At 67.0% G+C, this 25,581-nt stretch carries 26 protein-coding genes and 1 pseudogene; 23 read left to right on the top strand and 4 right to left on the bottom strand.

All coding sequences use genetic code 11. The annotated features are described in order from the left end of the window. Positions 1–50 precede the first annotated feature (50 nt). The 5 genes from AOA12_RS21320 to trpS all read left to right on the top strand — a co-directional run bounded on the left by AOA12_RS21320 (position 51) and on the right by trpS (position 5,317). Positions 51–941 (top strand): aldolase/citrate lyase family protein, encoded by an 891-nt coding sequence (locus AOA12_RS21320; protein ID WP_054687340.1) that lies wholly within the window; start codon positions 51–53, stop codon positions 939–941. Between the two features lie 233 nt (positions 942–1,174). Then, positions 1,175–2,119, top strand: a complete 945-nt coding sequence (locus tag AOA12_RS21315; RefSeq protein WP_054687338.1) for an alpha/beta hydrolase — start codon at positions 1,175–1,177, stop codon at positions 2,117–2,119. A gap of 12 nt (positions 2,120–2,131) precedes the next feature. Next, positions 2,132–3,778 carry a flavin-containing monooxygenase gene (locus tag AOA12_RS21310; protein ID WP_054687336.1) on the top strand — a complete coding sequence of 549 codons (1,647 nt, stop codon included), beginning with the start codon at positions 2,132–2,134 and terminating at the stop codon, positions 3,776–3,778. 58 nt (positions 3,779–3,836) lie between these two features. Then, positions 3,837–4,091, top strand: coding sequence for a hypothetical protein (locus AOA12_RS21305; RefSeq protein ID WP_054687334.1), 255 nt, complete (start codon positions 3,837–3,839; stop codon positions 4,089–4,091). A 185-nt stretch (positions 4,092–4,276) separates the two neighbouring features. Next, entirely contained in the window at positions 4,277–5,317 is a 1,041-nt protein-coding gene (gene trpS, locus AOA12_RS21300) for a tryptophan--tRNA ligase (RefSeq protein WP_054679560.1), read from the top strand. Positions 5,318–5,325: 8 nt separating this feature from the next. On the opposite strand, the gene istB is transcribed toward trpS, so the two are convergent. Together istB and istA are read right to left on the bottom strand one after the other, a co-directional pair. Next, positions 5,326–6,138: an IS21-like element helper ATPase IstB gene (gene istB / locus AOA12_RS21295; RefSeq protein WP_054679557.1), complete on the bottom strand. Its 813-nt coding sequence runs from the start codon at positions 6,136–6,138 to the stop codon at positions 5,326–5,328. Continuing rightward, complete coding sequence (gene istA / locus AOA12_RS21290; protein WP_054679554.1) at positions 6,135–7,814, bottom strand: IS21 family transposase; 1,680 nt, start codon at positions 7,812–7,814, stop codon at positions 6,135–6,137. The genes istB and istA overlap by 4 nt, the downstream gene beginning before the upstream one ends. A 150-nt stretch (positions 7,815–7,964) precedes the next feature. Between istA and AOA12_RS21285 the strand changes: the two are divergent. The 9 genes and pseudogenes from AOA12_RS21285 to AOA12_RS21250 form a co-directional block, all read left to right on the top strand. Continuing rightward, positions 7,965–8,162 (top strand): annotated as a pseudogene (locus AOA12_RS21285) (tyrosine-type recombinase/integrase); the annotation flags it as partial. Then, entirely contained in the window at positions 8,134–8,493 is a 360-nt protein-coding gene (locus AOA12_RS21280) for a helix-turn-helix domain-containing protein (protein ID WP_231637272.1), read from the top strand. The pseudogene AOA12_RS21285 and the gene AOA12_RS21280, both read left to right, overlap by 29 nt. A 329-nt stretch (positions 8,494–8,822) precedes the next feature. After that, positions 8,823–9,965 (top strand): hypothetical protein, encoded by a 1,143-nt coding sequence (locus AOA12_RS21275; protein ID WP_054687330.1) that lies wholly within the window; start codon positions 8,823–8,825, stop codon positions 9,963–9,965. Then, complete coding sequence (locus AOA12_RS21270) at positions 9,965–10,696, top strand: SOS response-associated peptidase (RefSeq protein WP_054687329.1); 732 nt, start codon at positions 9,965–9,967, stop codon at positions 10,694–10,696. The genes AOA12_RS21275 and AOA12_RS21270 overlap by 1 nt, the downstream gene beginning before the upstream one ends. 9 nt (positions 10,697–10,705) lie before the next feature. Continuing rightward, on the top strand, positions 10,706–10,861 hold the full coding sequence (locus AOA12_RS23755) for a hypothetical protein (protein WP_197281235.1): 156 nt from the start codon (positions 10,706–10,708) through the stop codon (positions 10,859–10,861). Continuing rightward, positions 10,858–11,307: a hypothetical protein gene (locus tag AOA12_RS21265; protein ID WP_156366696.1), complete on the top strand. Its 450-nt coding sequence runs from the start codon at positions 10,858–10,860 to the stop codon at positions 11,305–11,307. The genes AOA12_RS23755 and AOA12_RS21265 overlap by 4 nt, the downstream gene beginning before the upstream one ends. A gap of 75 nt (positions 11,308–11,382) precedes the next feature. Continuing rightward, entirely contained in the window at positions 11,383–11,847 is a 465-nt protein-coding gene (locus AOA12_RS21260) for a hypothetical protein (RefSeq protein WP_054687325.1), read from the top strand. Continuing rightward, positions 11,844–12,923: a zeta toxin family protein gene (locus AOA12_RS21255; RefSeq protein ID WP_054687324.1), complete on the top strand. Its 1,080-nt coding sequence runs from the start codon at positions 11,844–11,846 to the stop codon at positions 12,921–12,923. The genes AOA12_RS21260 and AOA12_RS21255 overlap by 4 nt, the downstream gene beginning before the upstream one ends. Positions 12,924–12,993: 70 nt before the next feature. Continuing rightward, entirely contained in the window at positions 12,994–13,983 is a 990-nt protein-coding gene (locus AOA12_RS21250; RefSeq protein WP_335337378.1) for an ATP-dependent DNA ligase, read from the top strand. On the opposite strand, the gene AOA12_RS21245 is transcribed toward AOA12_RS21250, so the two are convergent. Then, positions 13,931–15,205, bottom strand: coding sequence for a Y-family DNA polymerase (locus AOA12_RS21245; RefSeq protein WP_054687322.1), 1,275 nt, complete (start codon positions 15,203–15,205; stop codon positions 13,931–13,933). The two genes, AOA12_RS21250 and AOA12_RS21245, sit on opposite strands and share 53 nt — an antisense overlap. Then, positions 15,205–15,642: a translesion error-prone DNA polymerase V autoproteolytic subunit gene (locus tag AOA12_RS21240; protein WP_054687320.1), complete on the bottom strand. Its 438-nt coding sequence runs from the start codon at positions 15,640–15,642 to the stop codon at positions 15,205–15,207. The genes AOA12_RS21245 and AOA12_RS21240 overlap by 1 nt, the downstream gene beginning before the upstream one ends. Before the next feature lie 110 nt (positions 15,643–15,752). On the opposite strand from AOA12_RS21240, the gene AOA12_RS24060 reads away from it, so the two are divergent. The 9 genes from AOA12_RS24060 to AOA12_RS21205 all read left to right on the top strand — a co-directional run bounded on the left by AOA12_RS24060 (position 15,753) and on the right by AOA12_RS21205 (position 25,434). Next, positions 15,753–15,875: a hypothetical protein gene (locus AOA12_RS24060; RefSeq protein ID WP_257720162.1), complete on the top strand. Its 123-nt coding sequence runs from the start codon at positions 15,753–15,755 to the stop codon at positions 15,873–15,875. Between the two features lie 15 nt (positions 15,876–15,890). Continuing rightward, the gene (locus AOA12_RS21235) at positions 15,891–16,952 is read left to right on the top strand and encodes an ATP-binding protein (protein WP_054687317.1); all 1,062 of its coding nucleotides are present in this window, start codon (positions 15,891–15,893) and stop codon (positions 16,950–16,952) included. A 479-nt stretch (positions 16,953–17,431) separates the two neighbouring features. After that, on the top strand, positions 17,432–17,710 hold the full coding sequence (locus AOA12_RS21230) for a hypothetical protein (RefSeq protein WP_197281233.1): 279 nt from the start codon (positions 17,432–17,434) through the stop codon (positions 17,708–17,710). 217 nt (positions 17,711–17,927) lie between these two features. Continuing rightward, positions 17,928–23,027, top strand: coding sequence for a CHC2 zinc finger domain-containing protein (locus tag AOA12_RS21225; protein WP_054687313.1), 5,100 nt, complete (start codon positions 17,928–17,930; stop codon positions 23,025–23,027). Next, positions 23,027–23,608 carry a helix-turn-helix domain-containing protein gene (locus tag AOA12_RS21220; RefSeq protein ID WP_054687312.1) on the top strand — a complete coding sequence of 194 codons (582 nt, stop codon included), beginning with the start codon at positions 23,027–23,029 and terminating at the stop codon, positions 23,606–23,608. The genes AOA12_RS21225 and AOA12_RS21220 overlap by 1 nt, the downstream gene beginning before the upstream one ends. A gap of 155 nt (positions 23,609–23,763) precedes the next feature. Next, the gene (locus AOA12_RS23390; RefSeq protein ID WP_156366694.1) at positions 23,764–23,916 is read left to right on the top strand and encodes a hypothetical protein; all 153 of its coding nucleotides are present in this window, start codon (positions 23,764–23,766) and stop codon (positions 23,914–23,916) included. Positions 23,917–23,928: 12 nt separating this feature from the next. Further along, a complete protein-coding gene (locus AOA12_RS24065; protein WP_054687310.1) occupies positions 23,929–24,444 on the top strand; it encodes a hypothetical protein in 516 nt (171 codons plus the stop codon). A gap of 16 nt (positions 24,445–24,460) precedes the next feature. Continuing rightward, positions 24,461–25,201 carry a hypothetical protein gene (locus AOA12_RS21210; protein WP_054687308.1) on the top strand — a complete coding sequence of 247 codons (741 nt, stop codon included), beginning with the start codon at positions 24,461–24,463 and terminating at the stop codon, positions 25,199–25,201. Positions 25,202–25,245: 44 nt separating this feature from the next. Then, positions 25,246–25,434, top strand: coding sequence for a hypothetical protein (locus tag AOA12_RS21205; protein WP_156366693.1), 189 nt, complete (start codon positions 25,246–25,248; stop codon positions 25,432–25,434). Positions 25,435–25,581: the final 147 nt, after the last annotated feature.

Below are 25,581 nucleotides of genomic sequence, written 5' to 3'. Positions count from 1 at the left end.
GACACCGTCCTGAGATCCTGAAAAGGAACTGGACAAAGGAGTACTTGGTCATGGCATCGACCACTCGGGTCAACCCCCTCATCGATCTGCTCGAGGCAGACAAACCCATCTTCTGCCTGTGGGCCAACTACTACGGGGTGGGAACTGACTATCAAGCCGCCGTCGCGATCCAGGCGAACCCGGATTACGACTTCATCCTCTACGACCTCGAGCACCAGCCCTACAATCTCGACCAGCTGCGCCAGTTCCTGCAGGACCTCCTCGATCCCGCGACAATCGAGAAGCGCGGGCGTCGTGCGATCAAGCCGGTCATCCCGCGGCTGCCCGCCGCCGGGCGGGAACTCAACCAGTGGGTCATCAAGCAGGTTCTCGACACCGGTGTGGCGGGCCTCATGTTCCCCCACATCGAGACTGCGCAGGAGGCGCTGCACGCGGTCGCTGCCGCCCGGTACGCCCAGCGCCCGGGCGCCGCGGACTACGAGCCGGAGGGCCTGCGCGGGTACAGTCCCGCCGTGCCCGCCCGGTACTGGGGGCTGAAAATGTTCGAGTATGAAGCCCAGAGCGATATCTGGGGCCTGGATCCGGACGGCAACCTCCTTCTCATCTTCATCATCGAAAGCTACCGGGGAGTCGCGAACGTGCGCGAAATCGCGAAAGCACTCACAGACGCCGGCGTGAAGGCGGTGCTCTGGGCGGGGGGAGGAGACCTTGCGCTCTCTTACGGCGAACCTGTCTACGGCGGCGACGCCCCTCGCACGCAAGCCGGCATGGACGCGATCCTGGCCGCCGGCAAGGAGTTCGGGCTGCCTGTGGGCATGAACGGCTACCTGAACGTCGAATCCGACTTCGACAAAGGTGCTCGCGCCTACTTCACCGTGGGGCCGGCTGCCTTGGCCGTGCCACCGCTTTCCGCAGAGACACGCAAAGCGGTCGGCAGATAGGCAAACCCCGCCTATTGACTGAGACTATTAGTCTGCGTAGAGTCTGGTTGGGCGGACCAATTCCGGCGTCATAAAGCGCAGTGCAGCGCGATTACGCCGGCGGAATGCCAAAAATTAAAGGACTAATAGTCCGCGGCGAGTAGCGGCGAGCCGATGGCTCTGCCGTCCACTGGCCGCGCCGCATCCATGATCGTCGCGGTCCTTCTTCGACGACCCACGAAAGGTTGCCCTCCATGGCACTCGATCAAGCGACAACGCAACTCCTCACTCAGATGGCTCAGATGGGAGGCAAGCCCCTCCAGGAGATGACCCCATTCGAGGCCCGAGCAGGGGAACCCCTCATGGCGTCCATGTTCGGCCCGGGGCCGGACATGCTCAGGGTAGAGAACATGCGACTCAGCACGTCTCGCAGCGGTTCCTTCCGGGTGCGGACGCTCGTGCCGCAAGAGGAGCCTCGCGGGGTGATCCTCTACCTGCACGGTGGGGGTTGGGTGGTCGGCAGCATCGACCTGTACGACGCAGCCGCTCGTCACCTCGCGGCCGCATCGGGCTACGCGGTCGTGCTCGCCGACTACCGTAAGGCACCTGAGTACGCCTACCCGGTCCCGGTTGAAGACGCCTGGCGAGCACTCACCTGGACGTCCGAGAACATCGAGTCCATCGCGGGAAGGACTGTTCCGCTGGTCGTCGCCGGCGACAGCGCCGGGGCCAATCTGGCCGCCGTCATCACCCACCGCGCGCGCGACGAGTCCGGCCCCGCCATCGCTGCGCAGGTCTTGGTGTACCCCGTGACGGATGCCGACTTCGATACGCCGTCCTACCTGGATCCGGCCAATCAGCTCGCGCTCTCGCGCGACAGCATGATCTGGTTCTGGGGCCACTACGCCCCCGAGGACATGCGCAACGACGCAGACCTCAGCCCGCTCCGTTCCGCGAGCTTCGCGGATCTCCCACCGGCCATCGTGCTGCAGGCCTCAGATGACGTGCTGCGCAGCGAAGGTGAGGCCTACGCAGATGCACTTGAGGCGGCCGGCGTTCCCGTGCGCCGACGCGTGTTCGAGGGCCAGATGCACGGCTTCTTCCACATGGTCAACGTGCTGCCCGCCAGCGCCGATGGCATCGCCTACATCGCCGAATCCCTTGCCGATATCTCCGCCGACACCGTCGTCTACAGCTGAAGGAAGATCACAATGAACAGCAGCACAAGGCACAACGAAGTGCTCGATGCCGTCATCGTCGGTGCCGGTTTCGCCGGGCTCTATCAACTGCACAAGCTCCGCAAGATCGGCCTGCGCGCCCGCATCGTGGAGAAGGGCAGCGGCGTGGGCGGAACCTGGTATTGGAACCGGTATCCCGGTGCGCGATGCGACATCCCGAGCTTGTTCTACACGGCCTCATGGACTCCCAAGATCAACCAGGAGTGGAGCTGGCCAGAACGGTTCGGCACGCACGCCGCGATCCGTGCGTACATGGAGGCGATCGCGCAGCGAGAAGACATGATCAAGGACATCACCTTCAACACCGTGCTCACGGGGGCGACGTGGGACGACGACGCGGAACGATGGACGTCGGTGACGGATGCGGGTGAGCGGATCAGCTCGCGGTACCTGATTCTCGCGACCGGGGCACTCAGCGAGTCGCGGGTTCCACAGATTCCCGGCCTCGCCGAGTTCGAGGGGCGATGGTTTCACAGCGGTCGTTGGCCGCATGAGGAAGTCAGCTTCGACGGCCGACGGGTCGCCCTGATCGGGACGGGCTCGACGGGTGTGCAAATCCTTCCGGTTGTCGCGGCCGAGGCCGCGAACGTCACGGTGCTGCAGCGGATGCCGAAGTTCGTCCTTCCGGCGGTCAACGTCGCCGTCAGCGAGGAAGAGGCGGCGCCCATCAAGGCGGCGTACCCGTTCCTGTACGCGGCGGCGCGGCGCGGTGACTACGGCACACCCTTCCCTGCGCCGGAGGACTACCTGCCCGACATCCCCGATGCAGAACGCGAAGCCCAATTGGAGGCGATGTGGAACGAGGGCACCATCGGCGGGTATGTCACGAGCCTTGCCGACCATCTCGGTCTCAAGGACGAGGCGGTGAACGAGCTCGTCGCGGAGTTCTGCAGGAAGAAGATCCGCCAGATCGTGGATGACCCTGCTGCGGCGGAGGCGCTGGTACCTCACGGGTACCCGATCGGCATCAACCGCATCATCCTGGGAACGAACTACTACGAGACGTTCAACCGCGACAACGTGCGGCTGCACAGTGTCGTGGAAGACCCGATCGTGGAGATCACCGCGCACAGCATCAAGACCGCGAACGACGAGTTCGAGGTCGACGACATCATCTTCGCGACGGGCTACGACGGATTGACCGGAAGCTTCACCGGGGTCGATGTCCGCAGTCGCGCCGGCCGCTCCATCCAGGAGCACTGGGCGGATGGACCCAAAACCTATCTCGGAATGCAGATGAGCGACTTCCCGAATCTGTTCCTGATCACCGCTCCCGGAGGCCCGTCGGTCTTGGCCAACGTGATCACGACCACCGAGCAGAGCATCGACTTCGTCACGAACCTGATCGAGCGCGCGGAGCAGAGCGGCGCCACCATCATCGAGACGGATGCCGGCGCTGAGGAGGAATGGATGGATCACGTTGCCGACGTGGCGCAGCAGAGCCTCTACCGCTACGCGGCGAACGCGAACTCCTGGTACACGGGCAGCAACGTCCCGGGGAAGAAGGTTGTCTTCATGCCGTACGCGGGAGGCGTCGGAAGCTTCGAGGACGTACTGGGCGCCGTGGCAGCCGACGGCTTCCGCGGCTTCACCTTGACCGCTTCGCAGTTGGCGGCGTGATCTTTCGGACCGGGCACTTTCGCGGGTGCCCGGTCCACCCGCCCGTATCATGAACCGCATGGCTGAGGACGATCACGAGCGCGCCGAGTTCTTACCCGCGACCGCCTACGCCGTGCTCGGTCTGCTGTCCTCCCACCAAGAAGAGCTCTCGCCCGCCGAGATCAAGGTGCGCGCCGACTGGAGCCTCAGAAGCTTCTACTGGTCGCCTGCCGTGAGTCACATCCGCCGCGAACTCGAGCGTCTCCTCGAGTGCGGCTATGTCGAGGCGCGCCTGAGAATGTCAACCTCAGCTGGGCCCAGGGCGGCAATCTAAACGGGACCCACCCTGTGGTTTCTGGTCTTGGTTCCGGGCCCCGGTAGTATCTCGTTCATGAACTTCAACCGTTCCGCTTGGTGGTGGCTGCGATAGCAGCCGGTTGAAGTATGTTCACGGGCTGCACGGCAGCTCGTGGAACGGCCCGAGTACTCCGTGTAGCTCCCAATCATCGGGAGACACAAATGGAGTCCTTCATCGCAACCGCGCAACGCTCGGCAGAGGTCGCGGTCCTCGTGGCCGAGCACCCCGAGCACTTTCGAGTCCTCACGGGTGAGCGGCCGACTGGGCCGCTGCATCTGGGCCACTACTTTGGCACCATCAGGGAACGGGTGCGTCTCCAGCAGGCTGGCGTCGAGATGTTCCTCGTGCTCGCGGACTATCAGGTCATCACCGACCGAGACACGATGGCTCACGTTCGCGAGAACGTCTATAGCGCTGTGCTCGACTATCTCGCCGCGGGCATCGACCCGGAACGGACGACCATTTTCACCCACTCGTCGGTGCCGGCGCTGAATCAGTTGATGCTGCCGTTCCTGAGCTTGGTCACCGAGGCGGAACTGCATCGTAATCCGACCGTCAAAGCGGAACTCGCGGCGTCCGGGCGCGCGTTGAGCGGGTTGCTCTTGACCTATCCGGTGCACCAGGCGGCCGACATTCTGTTCTGCAAAGGCAATCTCGTGCCCGTCGGCAAGGACAACCTCCCGCATGTGGAGATGACTCGCGTGATCGCTCGACGGTTCAACGAGCGCTATGGGGATGTCTTCCCGGTTCCGGATGCGTTGATCACGTCGACGCCGGAGGTTCCGGGCTTGGACGGTCGGAAGATGTCGAAGAGCTACGGGAACGCGATCGCGTTATCTATGACACCGGACGAGACAGTTGCGGTGATTCGTCAGACTCGGACCGATCAGGACCGGCGGATCAGTTTCGATCCCGAGGACAGGCCTGGTGTTTCGGCGCTGTTGTCGACGGCCGCGCTGTGCCGCGGTGTCGAGCCAGCCGAGTTAGCCGACGAGATCGGTGATGGCGGCAGCAGCGCCCTGAAAGCCATGACGGCGACAGCCGTGAACGACTTCTTGGAACCGTTGCGCGTGAGGCGGCAAGCCTTCGCCAAAGACGAGGATCTCGTGCGGGCGATTCTTCGCCACGGCAATGAGGCTGCGAACACTTCGGCGGAGTCAACACTGGCCCAGGTGCGCGAAGCAATGGGGACGATCTACTAGGACCTCGGTCAGACCTGGTCAGTGAGTCGGCGGGTGTGGGCGAGGCGATAGGAGTCGGTGCCGGTTTCGATGATGCTGCCACCGAACGTGAGTCGGTCGACGATCGCAGCGCAGAGCCTCGGGTCGGTGAAGGTCCTCGTCCATCCGGAGAACGATTCGTTGGAGGCTATCGCGACGGAGTTCTTCTCTTCGCGTTCGGTGAGGACCTGGAACAGGAGCTCGGCTCCGCGGCGGTCGAGTTCCATGTAGCCGAGTTCATCGATGCAGAGCAAGTCGACGCGGCCGTAGCGAGCGATGGTGCGGGCGAGCTGCTTCTCGTCGGCGGCTTCGACGAGTTCGTTGACGAGTTTCGTCGCGAGCGTGTATTTGACCCGATAGCCCTTCTCTGCAGCCGCGGTTCCCAGACCGATCAGTAGATGCGATTTCCCGGTACCGGAGTCGCCGATGAGGCAGAGCGGTTCGCCTTTGCGGATCCAGTCACCGGTAGCGAGTTGGTGGATCGTGGCCGGGTTGATGTTCGGGTTCGCGTCGAAATCGAAGTCACCGAGCCACTTGCTCCGCGGGAAGCCAGCCGCAGACACGCGCCGAATCGAGGAGCGCCGATCGCGATCATCGCACTCCGCGAGCAGTAGCTCTGCCAGGAACCCTTGGTAGGACAGCTGCTCTCGGTTCGCGGTCACCAGGGCCTCGTCAACGACGGCGCGGACAGTCGGGAGCCGGAGACGCCGGCAGGCCTGATCGACAGCCGCGATCGCTGCTTCTTCGGTGAGCCCGCGTCTCCGGCGCAGCGTCGTCGTGACGGTGGTGGGTTTCGTGGTCATGTTCCCGTGGTTCCTTCCCGATCAATCGCTTCGTCCGTGAGCGTCGGGCGTGCCCGACGTTCCAAGAGTTCGTCGTAGCCGGCGACACTCGGCAGTGGTCTCGTGTCGGCCGGGAGACCTGCGATCACCGCGGCCGGATCAGCGAGACGGCGTTGGGTGAGACTGACAACTCGTTGCTCGCGGCCAGACGCGAGTTCACGGAGATGACCATGCAGGCCAGGCCCACCCGTCGAAGTTTGTCTGCGGGCTTCGACAGCGACGACATCGGCGGTGACTGCCCCGACTTGGAGTGCTGCGTGGATGCCGGCGATCACTTCCTCTGCGGGCATGCTCCGGTGCAGAAGCAGAACATCAATGAGGGCTCGCGTGCCGACGGCATCACCATCGGTCTTGCGGGCGGCCGCCCAGAACGCATCGTGGGCAGCCGTAAACACTCCGGCCTCCCGCGCCCTCGCTAAGGCGGTGGCTCCCGGGAGCGCTCCGGGCTTCTGACGCAACACCTCGAGGTAATGGTCGAGGACGACTGATTGTCCGCCGCGCGCGACAACTCGCTCATGGCGGGCAACTTCCTGGTGCCCGTCGAAAACGACGACCACGGACGCGCGTAATGAGACGCGGACGTTCCGGCCGATCAGATGGGCGGGGACGGAGTACTTCGCCATCCGAACCGTGATCAGACTCGACCTGTCGACCCGCGGATGCAGCGTCAGGCCTGGATCGAATCGCTCATACGGCAGCGGCGACAGCAGTGCCTGTTCGACGGCGAAGTCCTGGCCGACTGTGCGAATCCGCGACGCGATCCGCCGCCTGTCATCCGCCGCGTCCCAGGCGCGGATTCTCGCGTTGAGTTCTGCGAGGGAATCGACAACCGGCATGGGTGTCAAATGTGTTCGCCGGAACCGCCCGACCTCACCCTCAACGCCGCCCTTCTCATGTGCGCCCGTGATACCGGGTTGGCAGTAGAACGAATCGAACCCGTAGTGGGAGCGGAACAGCACCCACCGCTCGTTCTCGATCCGGCCGCGCCCGTTGCCATAGAGCACCGCCTGGACTGCCGATGTCAGATTGTCGTAACGGATATGCCGGGTCGGGATGCCGCCAATCTCTTCGAACGCATCAATGTGGCCCTCGAGGAATGCTTCCTGCGACTGAGTCGAATAAACCCGGTGGATCGCCTTCCCCGAGTGAGAGAGCCGGAACACGAACATGTGGCACTTCGTCTTCACCCCAGCTAGCACCACCCACACCTCGCCGAAATCGACCTCAGCCTCCGCACCTGGCTGGTGGTCTTGAGGGATGAAGACCTCCACCCGCCGGCCCGCGACCGCGTCGATCTCGGGCCGGCGAAAGCGGACGTAGTTACGAACAGTCGAATACGACAATTCAGTCGCTCCGTGCTCCTCAATAAGACGATCCAGTACCCGGGTCGCGGTGTGGCGCTGCTTCCTTGGTGCCGTCAGATCCTCCCGCAGCATCGCGTCGATCGCGGGCTTGAACCGGTCAAGCCTCGGCGCCGACCTCACCCGCGTCTTCTTCGGCGGCGGTTCCGGCGAAGCCAACGCCTGCCGCACCGTCGCTCGCCCAACGTGATGACGGCGCGCAAGCTCTCTGATCGAGAGCTCCTCCACCCGCGCATCACGCCGAATCGCCGCGAACACATCCACCCGAGATCCCATCCCAAACCTCCACCATCAGCATCCGGAACAACAGTTCCGTCAACGGTGGAGGTGGACTCGGCTCAGGCTGCCGTGGACACCCCGTCAAGCAGCAAGTGGTCTCCGCTTAGATTGCCCTGGTGGGTCCGACTTACGCTGCCATAGTCAAGCGTGCACGCGCTGCGCCATACCTACGTCACCAACCTGATCGAGTGGGGCTACTCGGAGAAGTTCGTCCAGGATCAGGTCGGCCACGCCTATGCGTCCACCACCGCGATCTACACCTCGCTCGGCGACGACTATAAGACCCGCATGGTGACCCGAGCTCTCGCCCGAATCTATGGAGGAAACGATGCCGACAATCGCTGACCACAGCCCGATCACCTGGCAGCTGCGGCAGGTCATGGCCGTCGCGGGGATGTTCCATACGACCGACCTCATCGACCCGCTCCGGGAGCAGGGTGTGCACCTGTCCCGCGAGCAGATCTATCGCCTCGTGACGAAGACGCCCGAAAGGCTCAACATCGAGGTACTCGCCGCGCTTTGCCGCATCCTCGACTGCACACCCAACGACCTCATCGAGGTGGCCCCTGTGGCTGCAGCGCGCGCACCTCGCGCCGTCGGCGAAGCCCGCAGCAACGGACCTTCTATCGGTGCCCTCCGCCCGATCCCCGCGAAACTGCACCGTCCCACGGAGTGAGCGAGAGCGCGAGCCCTGGATGGAAGCGACGTTGCGACTCGTGCGGTCGCGACGTCGAGGCCAGGTACGAGATTCTCGAGCAGCGCATCTGCAACGCCTGCTATTCCCGTCTGCGTCGAAACGCTGCACCCTGCCCGGCGTGCGCCCAGATGAAGGTCCTGGCATTCCGGTCACACGACGGCGAGATCGTGTGCGCTGCGTGCACGGGTGTACCGTCACGGTTCGGATGTGCCAGGTGCGGGAGTGAGGAACACCTGACCGGCTCGCACTGTGGACGCTGCCGTCTTGAGGATCGTCTCGATGACGTCCTGGCAGATTCGAATGGCCGTATGCACCCGGCGCTTGCCCCGCTCCGCGACCACCTGCTCAGCGCCAGGGACCCGCGTTCGGCGGTCCGGTGGCTCCGCCGCGAACCCATCGACCGCACCCTCCGAGCCATGGCTCACGGTGAGAAGCCCATCAGCCACGAGGCAATCAACGAGCTCCCGCAATCGACGCGCGTCCGGTACTTCCGGCGAATGCTGATCGCTGCCGGCACCCTGCCCACCATCGATGTCCGACTCAACGACCTCGAGATCCGGAGCCGGGCATTCATCGACACCCTGCCCGCCGAACAGGCCATCATCGTCACCAGATTCTTCAAATGGGAGACGTTGCGGAAACTGCGCAGGCGGTCACTTGACCGGCCAATCAGCGTCGGAATGGCCAACGTCCACAGCTCCGAACTCCACAAGATCGCAGCCTTCCTCGCCTGGCTCGACGAGCACGACCTCGACCTCCCCACGCTCGAGCAAGTGACGGTCGACCGCTACCTCGCCCACCACGATCCCAACGTCACCATCGGGAGATTCCTCAACTGGGCAGCCCGACACCGAATCACCACACGCATCGACGTGCCCCGGTCCCCGTCCACCGTCTCGCCAGCCACCCTCGATGAAGAAGCCATCTGGGAGAAAGTCGACATCCTCCTCCAAGACAAATCCACCCCGATGTCGAGCCGGATCATCGGGCTGTTTCTTCTTGTGTTCGCCCAGCCGATCAGAGACTCCGTTCGGCTGAGACGCGAAGACGTCCAATTCACCGAAGGGCACGTCAAGGTTCAGTTCGGGACGACCCCAGTCATTCTGCCGCCTCCGATCGCCGACCTCCTCACGGAGCACCTCGACATGACACGCGACCAGCGACCATACGTCGGAGCGTCGCCCGGCTGGCTCTTCGAAGGCGTGATGCCGGAGCAACACTTGAGCGAAGCCAGCGTCCGATTCAACCTGAACAAGCACGGACTCCACGCTCGGATCATCAAACGCGCCAGACTCGATCACCTCGTACAGGTGCTCCCGGCGAGCATCGTCGCGGACATCACCGGAGTCACCGTCAATACAGCCATACGCCACTCAGCGAACACCGGAGCCGGCTGGGGAGCGTATCCCGAGCTGAGAAGGCATGAGAGGGATCTCGACACGAACGAATAATGCTGATTGCCAGTAAGACCGACCAGCTGGTGGCCGAGTTCGTCGCGCAAGGCGGCCGCCCGCAGGACTGGCGCCCCGCGTACTCCATCGCCCCGACCGTCAGTGCCCCGATCGTGCGCGAATGGCAGGACGAGGGCACCATCGAGCGTGAGATCACCCTGGCCCGCTGGGACTGGCCGAAACCGCCGAACCGGCCCACTGGCGCCCCGATCATCAACGCGCGCATCGAAAAGCTGCCCACCGGGTTCTGGGTGGGCGCGTTCTCCAACGCCCGCTGCATCGTCCCGATGATCGGCTACTACGAGTGGACCGGAGTGAAGGGCAACAAGCAGCCGCACTTCATCCACACCGAAGACGACGCGCTGCTGGCCGCGGCCGGCCTGACCTGGACGACCGAGATCGACGGGGAGCGGCGGCGGGTGTTCGTCGTCGTCACCCGCGAGGCTCGAGACGCCTCCGGCGAAGTCCACGACCGGATGCCGGCGTTCCTGTCTCGCGATCTGTGGGACGACTGGCTCAACCCGGCCTCCCTCACCGTCGACGGCGACAGCGCCGCGTCCAAGAGCAACCGGCTTGAGCTGCTCGGCGAGCTCGACGCGAGCTCGAGCACGATCGCCGCGACGATGCGCACCCACGAGGTTGACCGGCGTGTGAACAACAGCCGCACCGTCGATCCCCGAGATCCCGGGCTCATCGCCCCCGTCGACGGGACTGTCGGAGGCGCTCGCTAGGGTTCGCTCATGCGCGTCACCGGCACGATCCGAAGCACCGCGACGGACAGGATCACCGTCGCGGCTGACAGCTACGAGCAGGCCCGCGAGCAGCTGCACGCGCAGGTGCCCGAAGGGCACGAGCTCATCTCCATCCGCGTCGACCGGGACGGTGAGGGGGAGTGACCCGCCCTCGCTACATGGACGCCCCCGAGGGAGTCGTCGTCTACGAGAACCCGTTCGTCTACCTGGCGGAGAATCCCGCCCGGGAGGCCGCCAACGGGGTCACCGGGGATCTCGGCGGGTGGGATGTCGCTGATGGGTTCCGTCTCACTGAGACGCAGCTGCCCGGCGCCCCGGAGTCGGAGTGGCGGATCTCCGTAATCGCCGGCGAGGTCTACGCCGTGCTGCGCCGTCTGCCGCTCGAGCGCGGCTACACCTTCGACGGGCCGGTGTGGCTGATCGACCGCATCCCCGCTCAGCTGCAGGACGGACCAGGGTGGAGCCTGCTGCCGCCCGAACCAGTCGTGGACCTGATGCGAGAGATCGAAGCCCTCCGGCGGGAACCGGACTCGCTGCTGACCGCGGTGCGCACCATCCGAGAGCAGCTGCCGCAGCTGGCCGGCACCTGACCGCCGGCGTCTCCGAAAAACCCACTTGCATATGTGCAAGAGCTAGTAGACTGGGGGTGAGAGGAGGCGATCGACATGACAACGACCACCGACACCGCCGCGGAGCTTCGCGAGCTCGCGAACCTGAACCTGCGGCACGAGCTCATCGAAAAGGCGATCGAGGAGCGCCTCGTGGCCCTTCGCTTCGGCAAGGGCGTCCAGCTGCAGGAACTCGGCGCCGCGCTGGGCAAGAGCGAGTCGCAGATGTCGCGCATCCTCAAGGCGCTGGAAAAGAGCAAGGGCGTCCTCGTGACGACCGACAAGCCGGTGGCCGCGACGGCCATGGAGCTCGTGCGCCAGGCGCAGCGCGGCGAGATCTCTCACGAGGAGTTCGTCGAGCTCCTCAAGCACTGGAACTACGACCCGCAGTACAAGACCCAGGGCGAAGCCGACGACTGGGAGGTCGTCGACAACAGCTTCGACGCGGTCTACCACGCCTATGTGGGGCTCGACCTGCTCTCTGACGAAGAGTACGAGGAGATCGAGAGAGCAGCCGCTTGACGGACTCCGACCACTCGGAGCACCTGGCTGCGCTTCGATCCCTCACCGCTGTCAACGGCCCCATCGACGCCGACGCCCCCACCGCCACGCATCAGCGCGAGCAGAACTACCGCCGAGGGCGCCCCACCGCGTCTCGAGCGAGGCTGCACAAGCAGATCATCCAGGAGTTCTTCGCCGAGAACGACGCCGTGATCCGCGACCGCCAGGTGCTGGTGATGGCCGGCCCTCCCGGCGCCGGCAAGAGCTCCGCGCGCCGCGAACGCATCCCCGAGGCCGAGGAAAAGCACTGGCGGTTCATCGACCCCGACGATTTCAAGACACGGCTGCTGCGCAAGCTGCGCGAGTCGGGGGAGTACGACGAGATCGTGCCACCGGCGGTGAAGTCCCGCATCGACGCCGGCGACCGTTTCGCTCCCGGTGAGCTCGCCTCCCTCGTGCACGAGGAGTCATCCGATCTGGCTGCAGCAGCGGCCACGATCTCCCTCGAGCGGGGCGAGCGGGTCGTGATCGACGGCGTGCACGGCAGCAAGGTGAAGCTGCTCAAGCGGTTCCAGCAACTCTCCGAGCACGGGTACAAGTCGATCGAGATCATCGCCGTCGACGGGCCGCGAGAAGTCACCCGGGCACGGGTGATCAACCGCTGGGAGAAGGGCTACGCCGCCTTCCAGGACGGCGCGGACGACGCCGCGTACCAGGCGCGGTACGTCCCGGAGCACATCACCGACTCGCTGTACGTCGACGAGGACCGATTCTCCGCGTGCGCACGCGCTGTGGCCTTGGCCACCAGGGGAGCGCCCGAGGGAATCACCGTTCGCGCAGACGTCTACTACGTCGACGACGTCAACGCTGCCGGCGAGCCATGGCACACCTACCGCAAAGACGTCGACGGCTTCGCTCACGAGAAGCTCCGCACCATCCCCCGCCCGCAACCTCGCACGGCCGTCACAGGCACCTCGAGCGCGCCTGTAGGTGGCGACAGCGCCCCCGGCGCAGGAGAGGTCTACGTCGCCGGCTACGAGCGCTCAGACGGCACTGTGGTCCCCCCGCACACGCGCGCTCGACCAGCTGGGCAATAGGAGCGGATCGTGCCGCTGCCGGTCGCTGCGCCCGCCCTTGGAGGTCGCGTTGGCCCGGCCCGTGGCCACGATGCCCGCGCCGTCCGCGCTGCCCGGCGGGTGCCTGTACGAACCGAAGTGGGATGGCTTTCGGCTGGTGATCGTGCGCGATCGCGACGTGTCGCTGTGGTCTCGGAAGGGCACGGATCTCACCCGGTACTTCCCCGACCTCGCGGAGGCGGCCTCGGCGCAGCTGCCCGCCGGCGTCGTCGTCGACGGCGAGGCCGTCGTCTGGCGCGAGGGCCGGCTGAGCTTCGACGAGCTCCAACACCGGCTCTCCTCGAGCGCGGCCACCGTGGCGCGGCTCGCGCGTGAGTGGCCGGCGTCGTATGTGGCCTTCGACGTGCTCGCCGTCGCCGATCAGGATGCGCGCAGCCTGCCGCTGCTCGATCGCCGAGCGTTGCTCGAAGAACTCGCCAGTGAATGGTCCGCGCCCCTGAACCTCTCTCCCGCGACCCGGGATGCCGGCGAAGCCGCAGAGTGGTTGGAGACGATGACCGCTGCCGGAATCGAGGGCCTGGTCGCGAAGGGCGCCGGCCAGCCGTATCGCGGCGGTCAACGGCAGTGGGTGAAGGTGAAGCATCGGGACACTCTCGACGTCGTGTGCGCCGCGGTGATCGGACCCCTGCAGCGCCCGGAGGCGCTCGTGGTCGGGCTTCCCGTCGACGGCGAACTGCGGATCGTCGGACGCTCCACGCCGTTGCGGGCGGCCGCCTCGCGCGCCCTCGGCCAGTTGCTGCAGCCGCCGGAGGGGCCTCATCCGTGGCCCGCGCAGGTCAAACCGGGCGCCCTCGACCGGTTCAACAGTGGCGGCCCGCGATGTCATCGACCTGACCCTCGTCGAACCGATCGTTGTGGAGATCTCGGCCGACGTCGCCATCACCGGCCACTCCTTCCGCCACGCCGTCCGATTCGTCCGGGCGAGGCCCGAGCTACCCGTCGACGAAGTGAGCGCCTCCTAGCGCCGCTCAGGCCCTTACTGTGGCCAATTCCTCCCAGTGCGTCGTGGCGCGCGGAGTGAGCATCTCGCGCTTCATCTGCCACGACGGGCCGGGCCGCATCCCGCCGTATCCGAGGCCGAGGAGATCTCGGCCTTCCTTCCTCTGCACCTTGTCGATGAGCTCGGCGATGCGCGACTCCTCGTGCGCGAAACGGAACAGATCGAGCGGCTGGCTGACCTCTGCCGGCCGCAGGTCGGTGAGCATCAGGCCGGCGCGTGCGTAGCGGCCGCCGTCCTCGATCAGCGGCAGCAGACGGTGGGCGGCGCGGGTGAGCTCGACAGGGTCGGCAGTGGGCGCCGGCAGCTTCACCAGCACCGAGGGGAAGCTGCGCTGCTCGGAGTAGTGCGACGTTCCGGCGAACGCGGTGAGCAGCTTCGCGACCTGACGATGGCGCACCAGGCGGGTCGCGGCCTGCTGGGCGTAGATCGACAGCGCCTGACGCATCCCGTCGCGGGTGGTGACTTTCTCGGAGAACGACCGGGACACGATCAGCTGCTCTTTGCGGCCCGTGCGGTCCTCCTCCGCGACGATCGACGGCACCCCTCGCAGTTCCAGCGCCGTGCGCATCACCACGACGTTGAACGCCTTGCGGATGCGCACCGGGTCGGCCGCGGCAAGATCGGCGATCGAAGAGATCCCCATGGCCACCAGACGACGCTCAAGCCGGGAGGCGATACCCCAGACCTCTGACACCGGCAGCCGGCTCATCAGCTGCTGCCGCCACTCCGGTCGGGTGGCCGGCCACACGCAGACCCCGTCGAACGCGGCGATCTTCTTCGCCGATCTGTTCGCGAGCTTGGCCAACGTGCGCGTTTCCGCGATCCCCACGCACACGGGCACACCGATCAGCCGGTGCAGCGTGTCTTTGATCTCTCGCCCGAGCGCTGTCATCGCGTCTGGGTCTCGCGCGATGCGCGGGCTCACGCGCAGGAAAGCCTCGTCGATGCTGTAGACCTCGAGCTCCGGGGTGAACCTGGCCAGGATGGCGTGGAATCTTCTCGACATATCGCCGTAGAGCTCGTAGTTGGAGCTCAGCGCCGTCACTCCCAGCCGCTGCGCGTGTGGGCGGAGCTCGAACCACGGGCGGCCGAGATCCAGCCCGAGCGCCTTGGCCTCTTTGCTTGAGGCGACCACCATCCCGTCGTTATTGCTCAATACGACAGTCGGCACCCCCTCGAGATCCGGGCGAAACACCCGCTCCCAGCTGACATACGCCGAGTTGCAGTCCACGTGGGCCAGCACTAGGGCCTCCGCAGGTGGTGGATCGAGAACGTCGCCACGCCCCAGATCACGAGCTCGGAGAGCTCCGGCACCACGATGTCGGGATGCTCCGCGCTCTCGGACTTGAGTGTCACGCGGCCGGCGGAGATCTGCAGCCGTTTGATCGTCAGCTGCCCGTCGAGAACGGCCACGACGACATCACCGTCCCGCGGGCGCTTCGAGCGGTCGACCAGGAGCTCGTCGCCGTCGCTGATCCCGGCTTCGGTCATCGAGTGCCCGGACGCGCGCACGATGAACGTCGCTTCCTGGTCGTCGACGAGCATCTCCGTCAGATCGATCGGGCCGTCGTAGTAGTCCTGAGCAGGGGACGGGAACCCGCACGCCACCGCGACGGGGGAGGCCTGCAGCATCAGCACGGTCGGCTCGTCGACGGGGCGAGGCGACAGCGCGAGCATGATGGCCTCCCGGATCGCTTATCGAATATGTGACCGATCCAGAGTATGTGAATCGGTGCCGACATTAGAACGGGCATCCTGCACGCTTACCGGGGTACTGCGAGAATGGGGCCATGACCCCGAGCACGCCCGACGAGGAGACCGTCGCGATTATCCGGGCACGGCGCACCAGTGCGGCGCTCACCGGCGCCGCTGCGCGTTCCGGCGTCGATCTCGACCTGCTGCCGGGGATCTGACCGAAGGGTCTGCCGATGCCCACACCCGCCGTCGACGTCGAACCGGTCTCCACCGCGCAGGCACGCGCCGCGTGGGATGCCGGGGTCGCACCCCTGCTCGAGGCGTTCCCCGATCACGCCGGCGACATCCTCCGCGCGATCGCCTTCGCGCATCGAGCACCCTTCCCGGTCCCGGTGTTCATCACCGGACGCCCCGGCGCCGGCAAGACGACCCTCGCCCGGGCGATCGGCGAGCTCACGGGGCGCAGCGTCCCGCTCGAGCTCCCGCAGCGCTCGCTCGCCTCCATCCGCAAGGCAGCCATACCGGGAGAGCCGCTCGTCCTCGACGACATCGCGCCAGCGCACTCCCGGGCCAGGCCTGCGATGTTCACCCAAATCCAGGCTGAGGTCTACGCCAGCCGCAACTCCCCACTGAACGTCGCATCCATCGTCGTCGCCACCGGCGAGCAGAAGATCGACGAGCTCAGCCTGCAGCGCACCCTTGCCACCCGCATCAACAGACGCCGGGCGCCACGCGAGATCTACGCGCAGCTGCACTCTACGGCCGCGGCCGCGGCCCGGCTCAGCGTGCACAGCTACCTGCAGGCACAGATCCCCCGCGTGACGCTGCGCAGCGCGGACAGCGCCGCCGCGCGCCTCGCCCTCGGCGTCGACATCGAGCACGAACGACGCCGCGACGCCGCCCTGCACGTCGGGGGAGTCCTCCTGCGCGCGCTCGACCTCGACGCCGGCACCAGCCGGCACCGGATGCCCCGCGAAGACCAGATCCTCGTCGGGGTCTACGCCGCGCTGCAGTACGCCCTCGACAACGGCGCCCTCCTCGGGGGCCACCGCAACGCCGGGGACTGGGTGCTCGGCCGCCGCGACGACGACTACCTGTACCTGATCCCCAGCGAGATCCTGCCGATCATCCGCGCCGAGCTCGACGACGACACCCTCACCAGCAACGCCGTCGCTGCAGCGCTCGAGGATCGCGGCCTGCTGTACTCCTCCCGACGCCAAGGCCGCAGCATCCCTCGCAGCATCAACGGCACCCTCACCCGCGTCTGGCGACTTAGCCCCGCCCTCCTCGTCTGACCCGACACGCCGACGACACCGCCCACAACCCAAGCTGGCCGGTCGCATCGACGCGCTGAATCGCCAACTCGATCACGTCGAGATCGGCAGAATCTCGACGCGCAATGCTTACGGGTTTCGGGTGTTCCGTGCCAACCCTGCTAGAAAAGGTGTTCCAGGTGTTCCGCCATCTGACCTGGGATTTTCAGAAACGGCAAGTTCCGAAAATCAGACAGGTGTTCCACCTGTAAAATGCTCTTGATCTGGACTTTAGATGCAGGCGGAACACCTGGAACACATTTTCTGACCCATACACCCCGCACGCGCGATGCGTGTGCGCGCGCGAGGGTGTTCCAGGGGGGCGCGCAACTTTTTTCGGGAACCGATGTCCGCGAAGGGGTGGATGCTCGGCCTATATGGGTCATGGATCACTCGACCCCGACGCGCCAGCTGTGTGATGAAATCCACACTCTGAATACGAATAGTGGTAGACAGGTCGCATGGCAGCACAGCAGGCACGGCGACGCGGTCCTCAGCCGCGCGGTGATCGGGTCGGCGTCACGATGCGCGTACCCGGCGATCACGCTGAGACCTACAAGCAGCGAGCGGACGATCTCGGCATCCCGCTCAGCAGCTGGATCACGCTTGCTCTCGCAGAGCACGAGGGGCTGCCCGTGCCCGACTACGTCCAGAAAGAGATCAGGAAGGCTTCCGCTGAACGGGAAGCCCGAGAGAGGGAGCAGGAGATCAACATGCTCGACCTACCCAGGTCCGCATAAAACAACTCACCCCTGCTGGTCGGCAAACCAACAGGGGTAATGAGTTTGAGGTCACGTCCTCCGGCAAGAGGACGCAAGTTTTTGATTCAGATTCAGACCTGGAAGGGTCGTTCATGATTGTAGCCGCAATATTGCGGATGTCTAGCGTAGTTGTGCGCAGTGTCGCACCGACAGCTAGCATCCCCGCGCGCTACCCCGACGAGGGGGTGGTGCTGCGATGACTCTCGAGATCCCCGGCACCGCCGCGTCGATGAACTCTCTCGACCGCGTCTGGGAGGCGCTGGACCGTGGAGGCTACAAGCCGACCCGCCGCGCCAACACGTTCAAGGCCCTCTGCCCCGTGCATGGTGACGCGAACCCCTCACTGAGCGTTCGCTACGACCCGCAGGCCGGAAAGATCGCGCTGCACTGCTTCGGTTGCGAGGCGGCCGTTTCCGACATCACCGCTCACCTGGGTCTGACCGTCAGCGACCTCTTCGACGCCCCGCTGCCCGCCGATCGCCGCACCCACAACCGCACCACCCGCCCGCGCCGCCCGTCACTGCCGCCCCGCCTGACTCGCGAAGAGCTCGCCGCGCCGGCCCCGGATCTGACCGGCGCGAAGTGGGAGCGCGTGAAGGCTTACGAGTACGTCGATGTCGACGGCGTCGTGCAGCAGCGGGTGCACCGCGAGGAGACCGTCGTCGACGGCATCCGGCACAAGCGCTTCACCCAGAGCTACCGCGGCACCAACGGCCGTTTCGTCAAGCGGAAGCCCGAAGGCTTCACCCCTCTGCTGTACAACCTCCGCGCCGTCACCGACGCCGTCGCCGCTGGCGGCGATGTCTGGCTGCTCGAGGGGGAGAAGGACGCCGACAACGCGATCGCACAGGGTTTGGTGGCCACGACCAACGCCGGCGGCGCCACCGCGTTTCCCGCCGAGCTCGTCGAGCGCTTCCGCGGCGGCCGCGTGCACCTGGTCGTCGACAACGACCACGCCGGCTACAAGCGCGCCGCATCCGTGACCGCACAGCTGCTGCGCGAGCGCATCGAAGCCCGCGCCTACCTGCCGGCACTCACCGACCGCAAGGCCGACTTCACCGACCACCTGGACGCCGGAGGCACCACCGACACGCTCGTCGAGATCTCCGTCGACGACGCCACCGCGCTCGATGCCGCGGCCGAGGCCGTGAAGCTGCTCGTCCAGGTGGAGATCTGCCGCAAAGAGGCCCGGGCACAGCTGGACGCCCAGGGGCAGGACCGTGGCACCGCCGAGCGCAACGCCGAGGCGTGGGCGCGGGAGTCGTCCAAGCGGCTCGAGCGGATCACGTCGCTGCAATCGCTGATCGCCGATCAGCTGAGCGAGCGCGCCGAATCCGCCCGTGACGAGCTGGCCGCCACCATCCGCGAAGCCGCAGAGATCTCCCGCGACACGTTCCAGATCGCCGGCCTCGACGTCCCGACCGACGTCACCGCGGCCCTCGGCACCGCCCCGGCCGAAACGACCGACACCCCCGAGGTCGACGAGCAGCCGGCCCGCGACCCCCGCACCCTCAACGTCTCGTTCCAGCCCGGCGATGGAACCGGCGGCGCCGGCGGCGGCAAGAGCAACGGCGGCCGCGGCCCCCGGTTCGATGGCGGCGACTCCGGCAAGCGAGCCGTGATCAAGCGCGAGGAGTACGACGTCGTTGACGGGATCACCGTCAGCGTGAAGTGGGTCCTCGCCGACGATGCCGACGAAGACGGCAAGCAGAAGTGGGAGCCGCGCTACACCGCGGTCCTCAACGGCTGGGCCGAGATCGAGACGGTCGCCGTGGAGGACGACGGGACCGACAGCGAGATCGCACGCTCCCCGCACATGATCGCCATCCGGTTTTACCGCTACGTCCGCGACGCCCGCGGCAACGCCGTCGCCGACGAGGAGACCGGCCACCCGCAGATCGAATCGACCCTCGTGAAGTTCGACGAGGAGCAGCTGCGCACCGGCACCTGGGCACAGGCGCTGCCCTGGCCGAACCTCATCGAGTCCACCACCCGCCGCGGCAAGGATCAGGCGTGGGACGCGATTCGCAAAGCCCGCCAGACCGTGGCCAGCAACAGCCTCGTCTACACCACCCTCGGATGGCGCACCACCCCGGCGGGACAGCCATTCTTCGTCCACTCCACCGGCGCGATCGGCACCGAGGGTGCGATCGACGACGTCGAGGTCAAGCCGTCGCTGTTCAACGTCTTCGCCCTCCCGGCCCCTTCGACGGATGCCGACGAGCTCCGCGCCGCCTGGCAGAAGGGCACCCTCGAGGCCAAGGACTCCTGGCTGCTCGGCCGCGCGCTCGCTCCGCTGCTCGCCCAGTCGTGGGGGTCAGTGCTCAAGCCCAACGACGCCACCGTGCACCTGGTCGGCGGCCGCGCCTCCCTCAAGTCCGCACACGGCCGTCTGGCCGTGCAGTACTTCGCCCCCGACGTCCACTACCACGGCGTCAAGGAAATGCTCTCCGGCTCCGCAAAGGGCGGCTCCGCGCTCGGTCTCATCCGCAGCGCGAACACCGTCTCGCACCTGCCGCTGCTCATCGACGACTTCGCCCCGGACGGCAACGCCAAGCAGGCGCAGAACCGCCTCGGCGAGCTCGCCCGCATGCGGTTCAACTCCACCGGGCGCAAGGTCTCGACCCAGCGCGGCGGAGTGCGCGAGGACCGCCCGATCGAGGCGAACCTGATCACCACGGGTGAGCTCACCGCGACCGGCTCCGCCGACACCCGCATCCTCAACATCCCGCTGCACCCGCAATCCGTCGACAAGGGCAAGGCCCTGTTCGCCCGACTCGAGTCCCGCAGCTACCGCGCCGCCCGCGCGCTTCTCGGCTCCTCGCTGATCCACTGGGTTGCCCAGCACCGCGACCAGATGCTCGAGGAGATCCAGGCCGCCATCGAAGGCGACACGAGCTCGCCGCTGGCCACCGACACCTACTGGGAACGCCGCCTCGCCGACCTGCCCCACGACTCCGGCGTCCGCAACCGCCTCGAGAACATGGCCGTCGACCTCGACCGCGGGATCTACATCATGCTCAAGATGCTCCGCGAGTACGGGGCGATCACCACCGACGAGGCCAACGAGTTCTACGCCTGGGCGCGCGATGGGATCTACGACGCCGTCGCACTGCAGGACTCCGCCTCCTCCGACGCCGGCGAACTGCTGCTCGCGTTCCTCCGCGAAGCGCTGATCTCCGGCGGCGCTCACCTGAGTACCCAGCACGGCGATGCCCCCGACGACGCAGCCAGCCTCGGCTGGGTCAACCAGAGCGCCGGCGAGATGCCGCAGTGGCGTCCCATGGGCGCCCGGATCGGCGTCATCGTGGGGGAGGGCGATGCGCAGCGCGTCTACCTCATCCCCTCCGTCGCGATCGGCGTCGCCAACACCGTCGCCAGCCGCGCCGACGAGGTCTTCTCCGAGACCACCCACTCGATCGCCAGCAGCTTCGAGAGTCACGGATGGCTCACCAAGGACCACGAGGGCAAGCGCTCCGGTGCTCGGCGCATCGGCGGCCAGAAGATGCGCGTCTGGGATCTGCCACTGTCCGCCCTCCTGGGCTCCGACAACGACGATGACGACCCCACCACCGACCGCGACGGCAACCCCGACCCGGACACCAACCCCGGCCTGTTCGACATCGACCCCTCCGGCCCCATCGCTCCGACCGACGAGCCCCCGGTCGACGAGGAGCCCCCCGTCGACGAGTACCCCCCGACCGACCCGTACCTCGCCAACGAGTCGACCGACCCCGTCGACGACGTCGCACCCGCAGCGGCCGCGGCCCCCGTCGACGCCCCGGCGCCCGCCCCCGCAGCAGCTGCGCCGGCGGCTGCGCCGGCCGCACGACGCGGCGCGTTCCGCGCTTCGGTCGCGGTCCTGCACACCGATGGGGTGTGGCTGCCTGATGGCAGCCGCGTCGACCTCGAGGAGCCGATCGTGCACGCCGGGCAGGTGGCGCTGCTGGCTTCCAAACTTTCCCTCGGCACACAGATCAACACTGGCCCGAGCAAGCTGCGGCGCACCGAGCGCGGCCAGATCTACATCACCCACGACTACGCACTGACCCTCGGGATTCCCTTCGACAAGCTGCCCACCCCGATGGCATTCCAGTACCGCGAGAAGCTGCAGGCAGCCACCGCCGGCACCCCGTTCATCGCCGACGCCCGCACCGCCGGATTCCAGGTCTCCGGCAAGGACTCCCTGGACCCCAGCATCGAGGTCTGGCACGACGACAACCCCGAGCTCGGAGTGCTCATCGGGTTCCTGCCCGCACTGCCGCCGGCGTTCCAGCAGGTCATCCTCGCCGACGACCCCAGCCCGCTCGACGTCGCCGACCGGCTGCAGCGGTTCAGCGGGGCGCTGCGCTTCCCCTACCGCAAGACCCCCTCGAGCACCGGCCTGGATCTCGCGTTCGCGCTGCACCCCCGCACCGAGCGTGAGCGCCTCTTCGAGTCCTGCGAGTCACCGGCCGTGCTCCGCGAGGCCGGCCACGCCGAAACCGACCTCGACTGGCAGCGCACCCTCACCCCCGACGAGCAGCAGCACAGCTGGGTGCACGCCTTCGACCGGGGCGGCTCCTACCTCGCCGCCGTCGCCGGCCTCGAGGTCGGCATCGGATCTCCCACTCACCACCCCGAGCCGCTGCCGTTCACCAAGCTCCCCGGCTACTGGAACATCACCATCCCCGAGGACGGCCACCGGCTCACCCCCAACCTGTTCAGCCCCCGCGGCGTGACCGGACAGGCCACCCCCGGCACCCGCATCTGGGTCGCGACGCCCACCATGGAGCTCGCTGCCGAGCTCGGCGTCGAGCCGGAGATCCACGAGGCCTACCTGTGGCATGAGAAGGGCCGCATCTTCGACACCTGGCAGAAGCGCATGCGCGAGGCCCGCCAGCTGCTGGACACCGACAACCCCAACGACCAGATCGCCCGCGACCTGCTCAAGAAGGTCTACGTCTCCGGTCTGGGCATCATGGCCAGCGACCTGCACCGCAACGGCCGCCTCGGCTACGCCCCCCACCGCTACGACCACATCATCGCCAAGGCCCGCGCGAACATCCTGCGCCGCGTGTTCCAGATCGGCCGCGACACCGGCCGCTGGCCCGTCGCGATCAGCAAGGACACCCTCGTCTACACCAGCCCCACCCTCGACGCCGAGGCCTCCTGGCCCGGCAAGCCCGAGCACTACGGCCGCGGGCTCGGCAGCTTCAAGTACGAAGGCTCCGCCGCTCTCTCCGAGCACGCGAAGTACTTCACCGGCCAGGCACGCCCCTACGAGGGTAAGAACGACCTCTCGGAGATATTCTGATGCTCGACGACAGCGCCTCCGACGCGATCGCCCAGCGCAACGCGCTCTTCCGGTTCTTCACCGGCCAGGACTACTCCACCGTCTCCTCCTCGCCGGGGAGCATGCTGCGCTACCTCTACGCCGGCAAGAGCGACCGCCACCCCATCGACACCAAGACGGCCGCGGCCCGCCTCGGCGTCTCCCAGCGCACCGTCCAGCGCTGGATCAAGGGCGACTCCAACCCGCGGCCCGAGCTCCTCAAAAAGCTCACCGACCGCACCCGCCAGACCGTCACCACCAAGCGCGGCCGCACCCAGATGGCCAAGCGTGCGAAGGAAGCCCTGCCCGGCGATCGCCGCACCCTCATCGTGCACGGCGTGCAGGGACTGTCCGCCGACCCCCAGGACATGGGCTACAACCGCAACGGGAACAGCTACATCCACCTCACCGACGACGAACAGCGCGGCCTCATCGACGCCTGGGGCAACGGCGGCGACACCGGCGCCCTCAGCTACCTCGAGGGCATCTACGCCCAGCCCGGCCGCTACACCGACTCCGGCACCTGGCGCTTCCACGGCGTCGACGGAATGCAGTGGCGCTGAGCCACACACCGTAGCCGCGCGTCGACGCTGCGCGATCGCCCCGATCCGGGCTACTGTTGTGTATGTCACATGCACTCAACTTTCACGGATAGGGAGGGACAGCAGATGACCACGACGATCAGCGGCCGCGGCCGCGCCTCCCACGAGGAGCAGCAATGAGCCTGCACCCCGCCGAGACCGCGCGATTCCTCACCGACCTGCAAGAGCACATCGAGAACGTGACCACGTTCTACATCCCCCAGGACGAGCTCACCACCGTCCTGCAGCGCATGGCCGAGGACGGCCACCGAGATATCCCCACGACCTAGGAGCAGCACCCCATGGCCAAGAACAATCCCGTTCAGCAGATCGCCGGCGCCGAGCTCGTCGGCTACGACTACTTCGCCAAAGAACTCGACGTGCAGCTGCGCACCATCTACGCCTACGCCAGCGAGACCAACGCGCAGCGCCTCGAGAACTTCCCCCGCCCCATCACCCCCGCCGGACACCGTCAGCCCCTCTTCGACAAGGCCGACGCCGACCGGTTCATCGCCGAGCGCCGCGCCGGCAGCACCACCGGCAAGGGCCGCGTGAAGGCCCGCCCCCTCACCAAGGCCCAGCGGGCCGCGGTGCCCGCGGCCGCGAAGATCCTCGGCCGCGAGATCGACCTGCGCGATCGCGTGGCCCTCCGCGCAGCGATCTACGACGACCTCGCCCTGCCGGTCATCGCCACCAGCGAGAAGGCCCAGGTGCCGGCCGTCGACACGGCCACGATCAAGAAGCTCTACAAGCAGACCGAGCACCCGTTCCTGCAGCAGCTGCTCATCTACCGCGGCGTCGACGTCACAGCCGGCTGACACCATCGAGAACCCGATGACCGACCCCACGCCCCTCTGGCGAACCACCGAGCACGCGGATCTCACCGTGCTCGAGCAGGCCTGGGGCGCGCACCGGCTATCGCAGATCCTCGGCGCCGCACTGGGCAGCTACAACCGCCGCGGCAACGTCGACGCACGCACCGCCGGCGCGGTCCTCGGTGTCACCGAGGGCACTATCCGCCGATGGGTGCGCAACGGCGTGCCCGCGAGCAAGATGCAGGCCGTCATCGACCTCGTGCGGCCGCCGCAGGGCGCTTTCGAGCTCGAGCACTCCGACCTCATCGTCGCCCGCCAGAACCTCGCGATCGTCACCGCCGACCCTCAGAAAGGCGCCGACCTCTGGGGGCACAAGGGGTGGCTCGACCGCCACGACCTCGCGATCGTCAAGATCGCCGGCGCACCCGTGATGGTCGCGCGCATCGCCCGCCACGACCGCTCCGCCACCGCACAGCGCAACATGCTGCAGGGCGGTCTGAAAGACGCTCACGGCCACTACCTCCCGCCGGCGGAGATCCTCACCTTCCCCAACTACTTCGCCGCCACCATCGCCCGCCTCGAGATCCTCGAGGACGTCTACCCGTTCCGCGTGCAAATGCCCGAAGGCAAGCTCTCCCGAGGCGGCTCCAAAGCGTGGCTCGCCGAGGCACCCCGCAAACCCCTGAGCTCCTACCGCCGCAACCCCCGCCGACGCACCCGGAGCAAGGCCCAGGTCGGCGTTCGCCCCGCCACCGATTGACACCTGCCCGCGGGTTCTCTGAGCGCGCCGCGTACATGGTGGACGTGACAGCCAACCAACGCCTCCGCCGCATCACCCGCACCGCTCGAGCCATCGCCGACCTCGCACGAGAGCTCACCCGCATCCTCGCGTGGGCCTGCGCAGCTGGCCTCGTCATCGCCGCCGCGAGCTCGAGCGGGGGAGTGGACCTGCTGGTGACCATGCTCGAGCTCGCCGGCAGCATCCGGCGCTGACCCCCGGCACCCCAACCGGCTCGGCTCGGCGCGCAGCGCCGAACCTCACAGCCACGACCAGGCCACCCCACGAGGGCACCCCGGTGCAGCGCCCGGCTTGCCGGGTGCCGGGGCCTGGGCGCGCAGCGCTCAGCCTGCATCCGCAGG

The organism is Microbacterium sp. No. 7 (genome assembly GCF_001314225.1).
In the GTDB taxonomy this organism is placed as follows: domain Bacteria; phylum Actinomycetota; class Actinomycetes; order Actinomycetales; family Microbacteriaceae; genus Microbacterium.
Note: the sequence above shows the minus strand (reverse complement) of the source record. Positions and strands in the feature narration are given on the sequence as shown.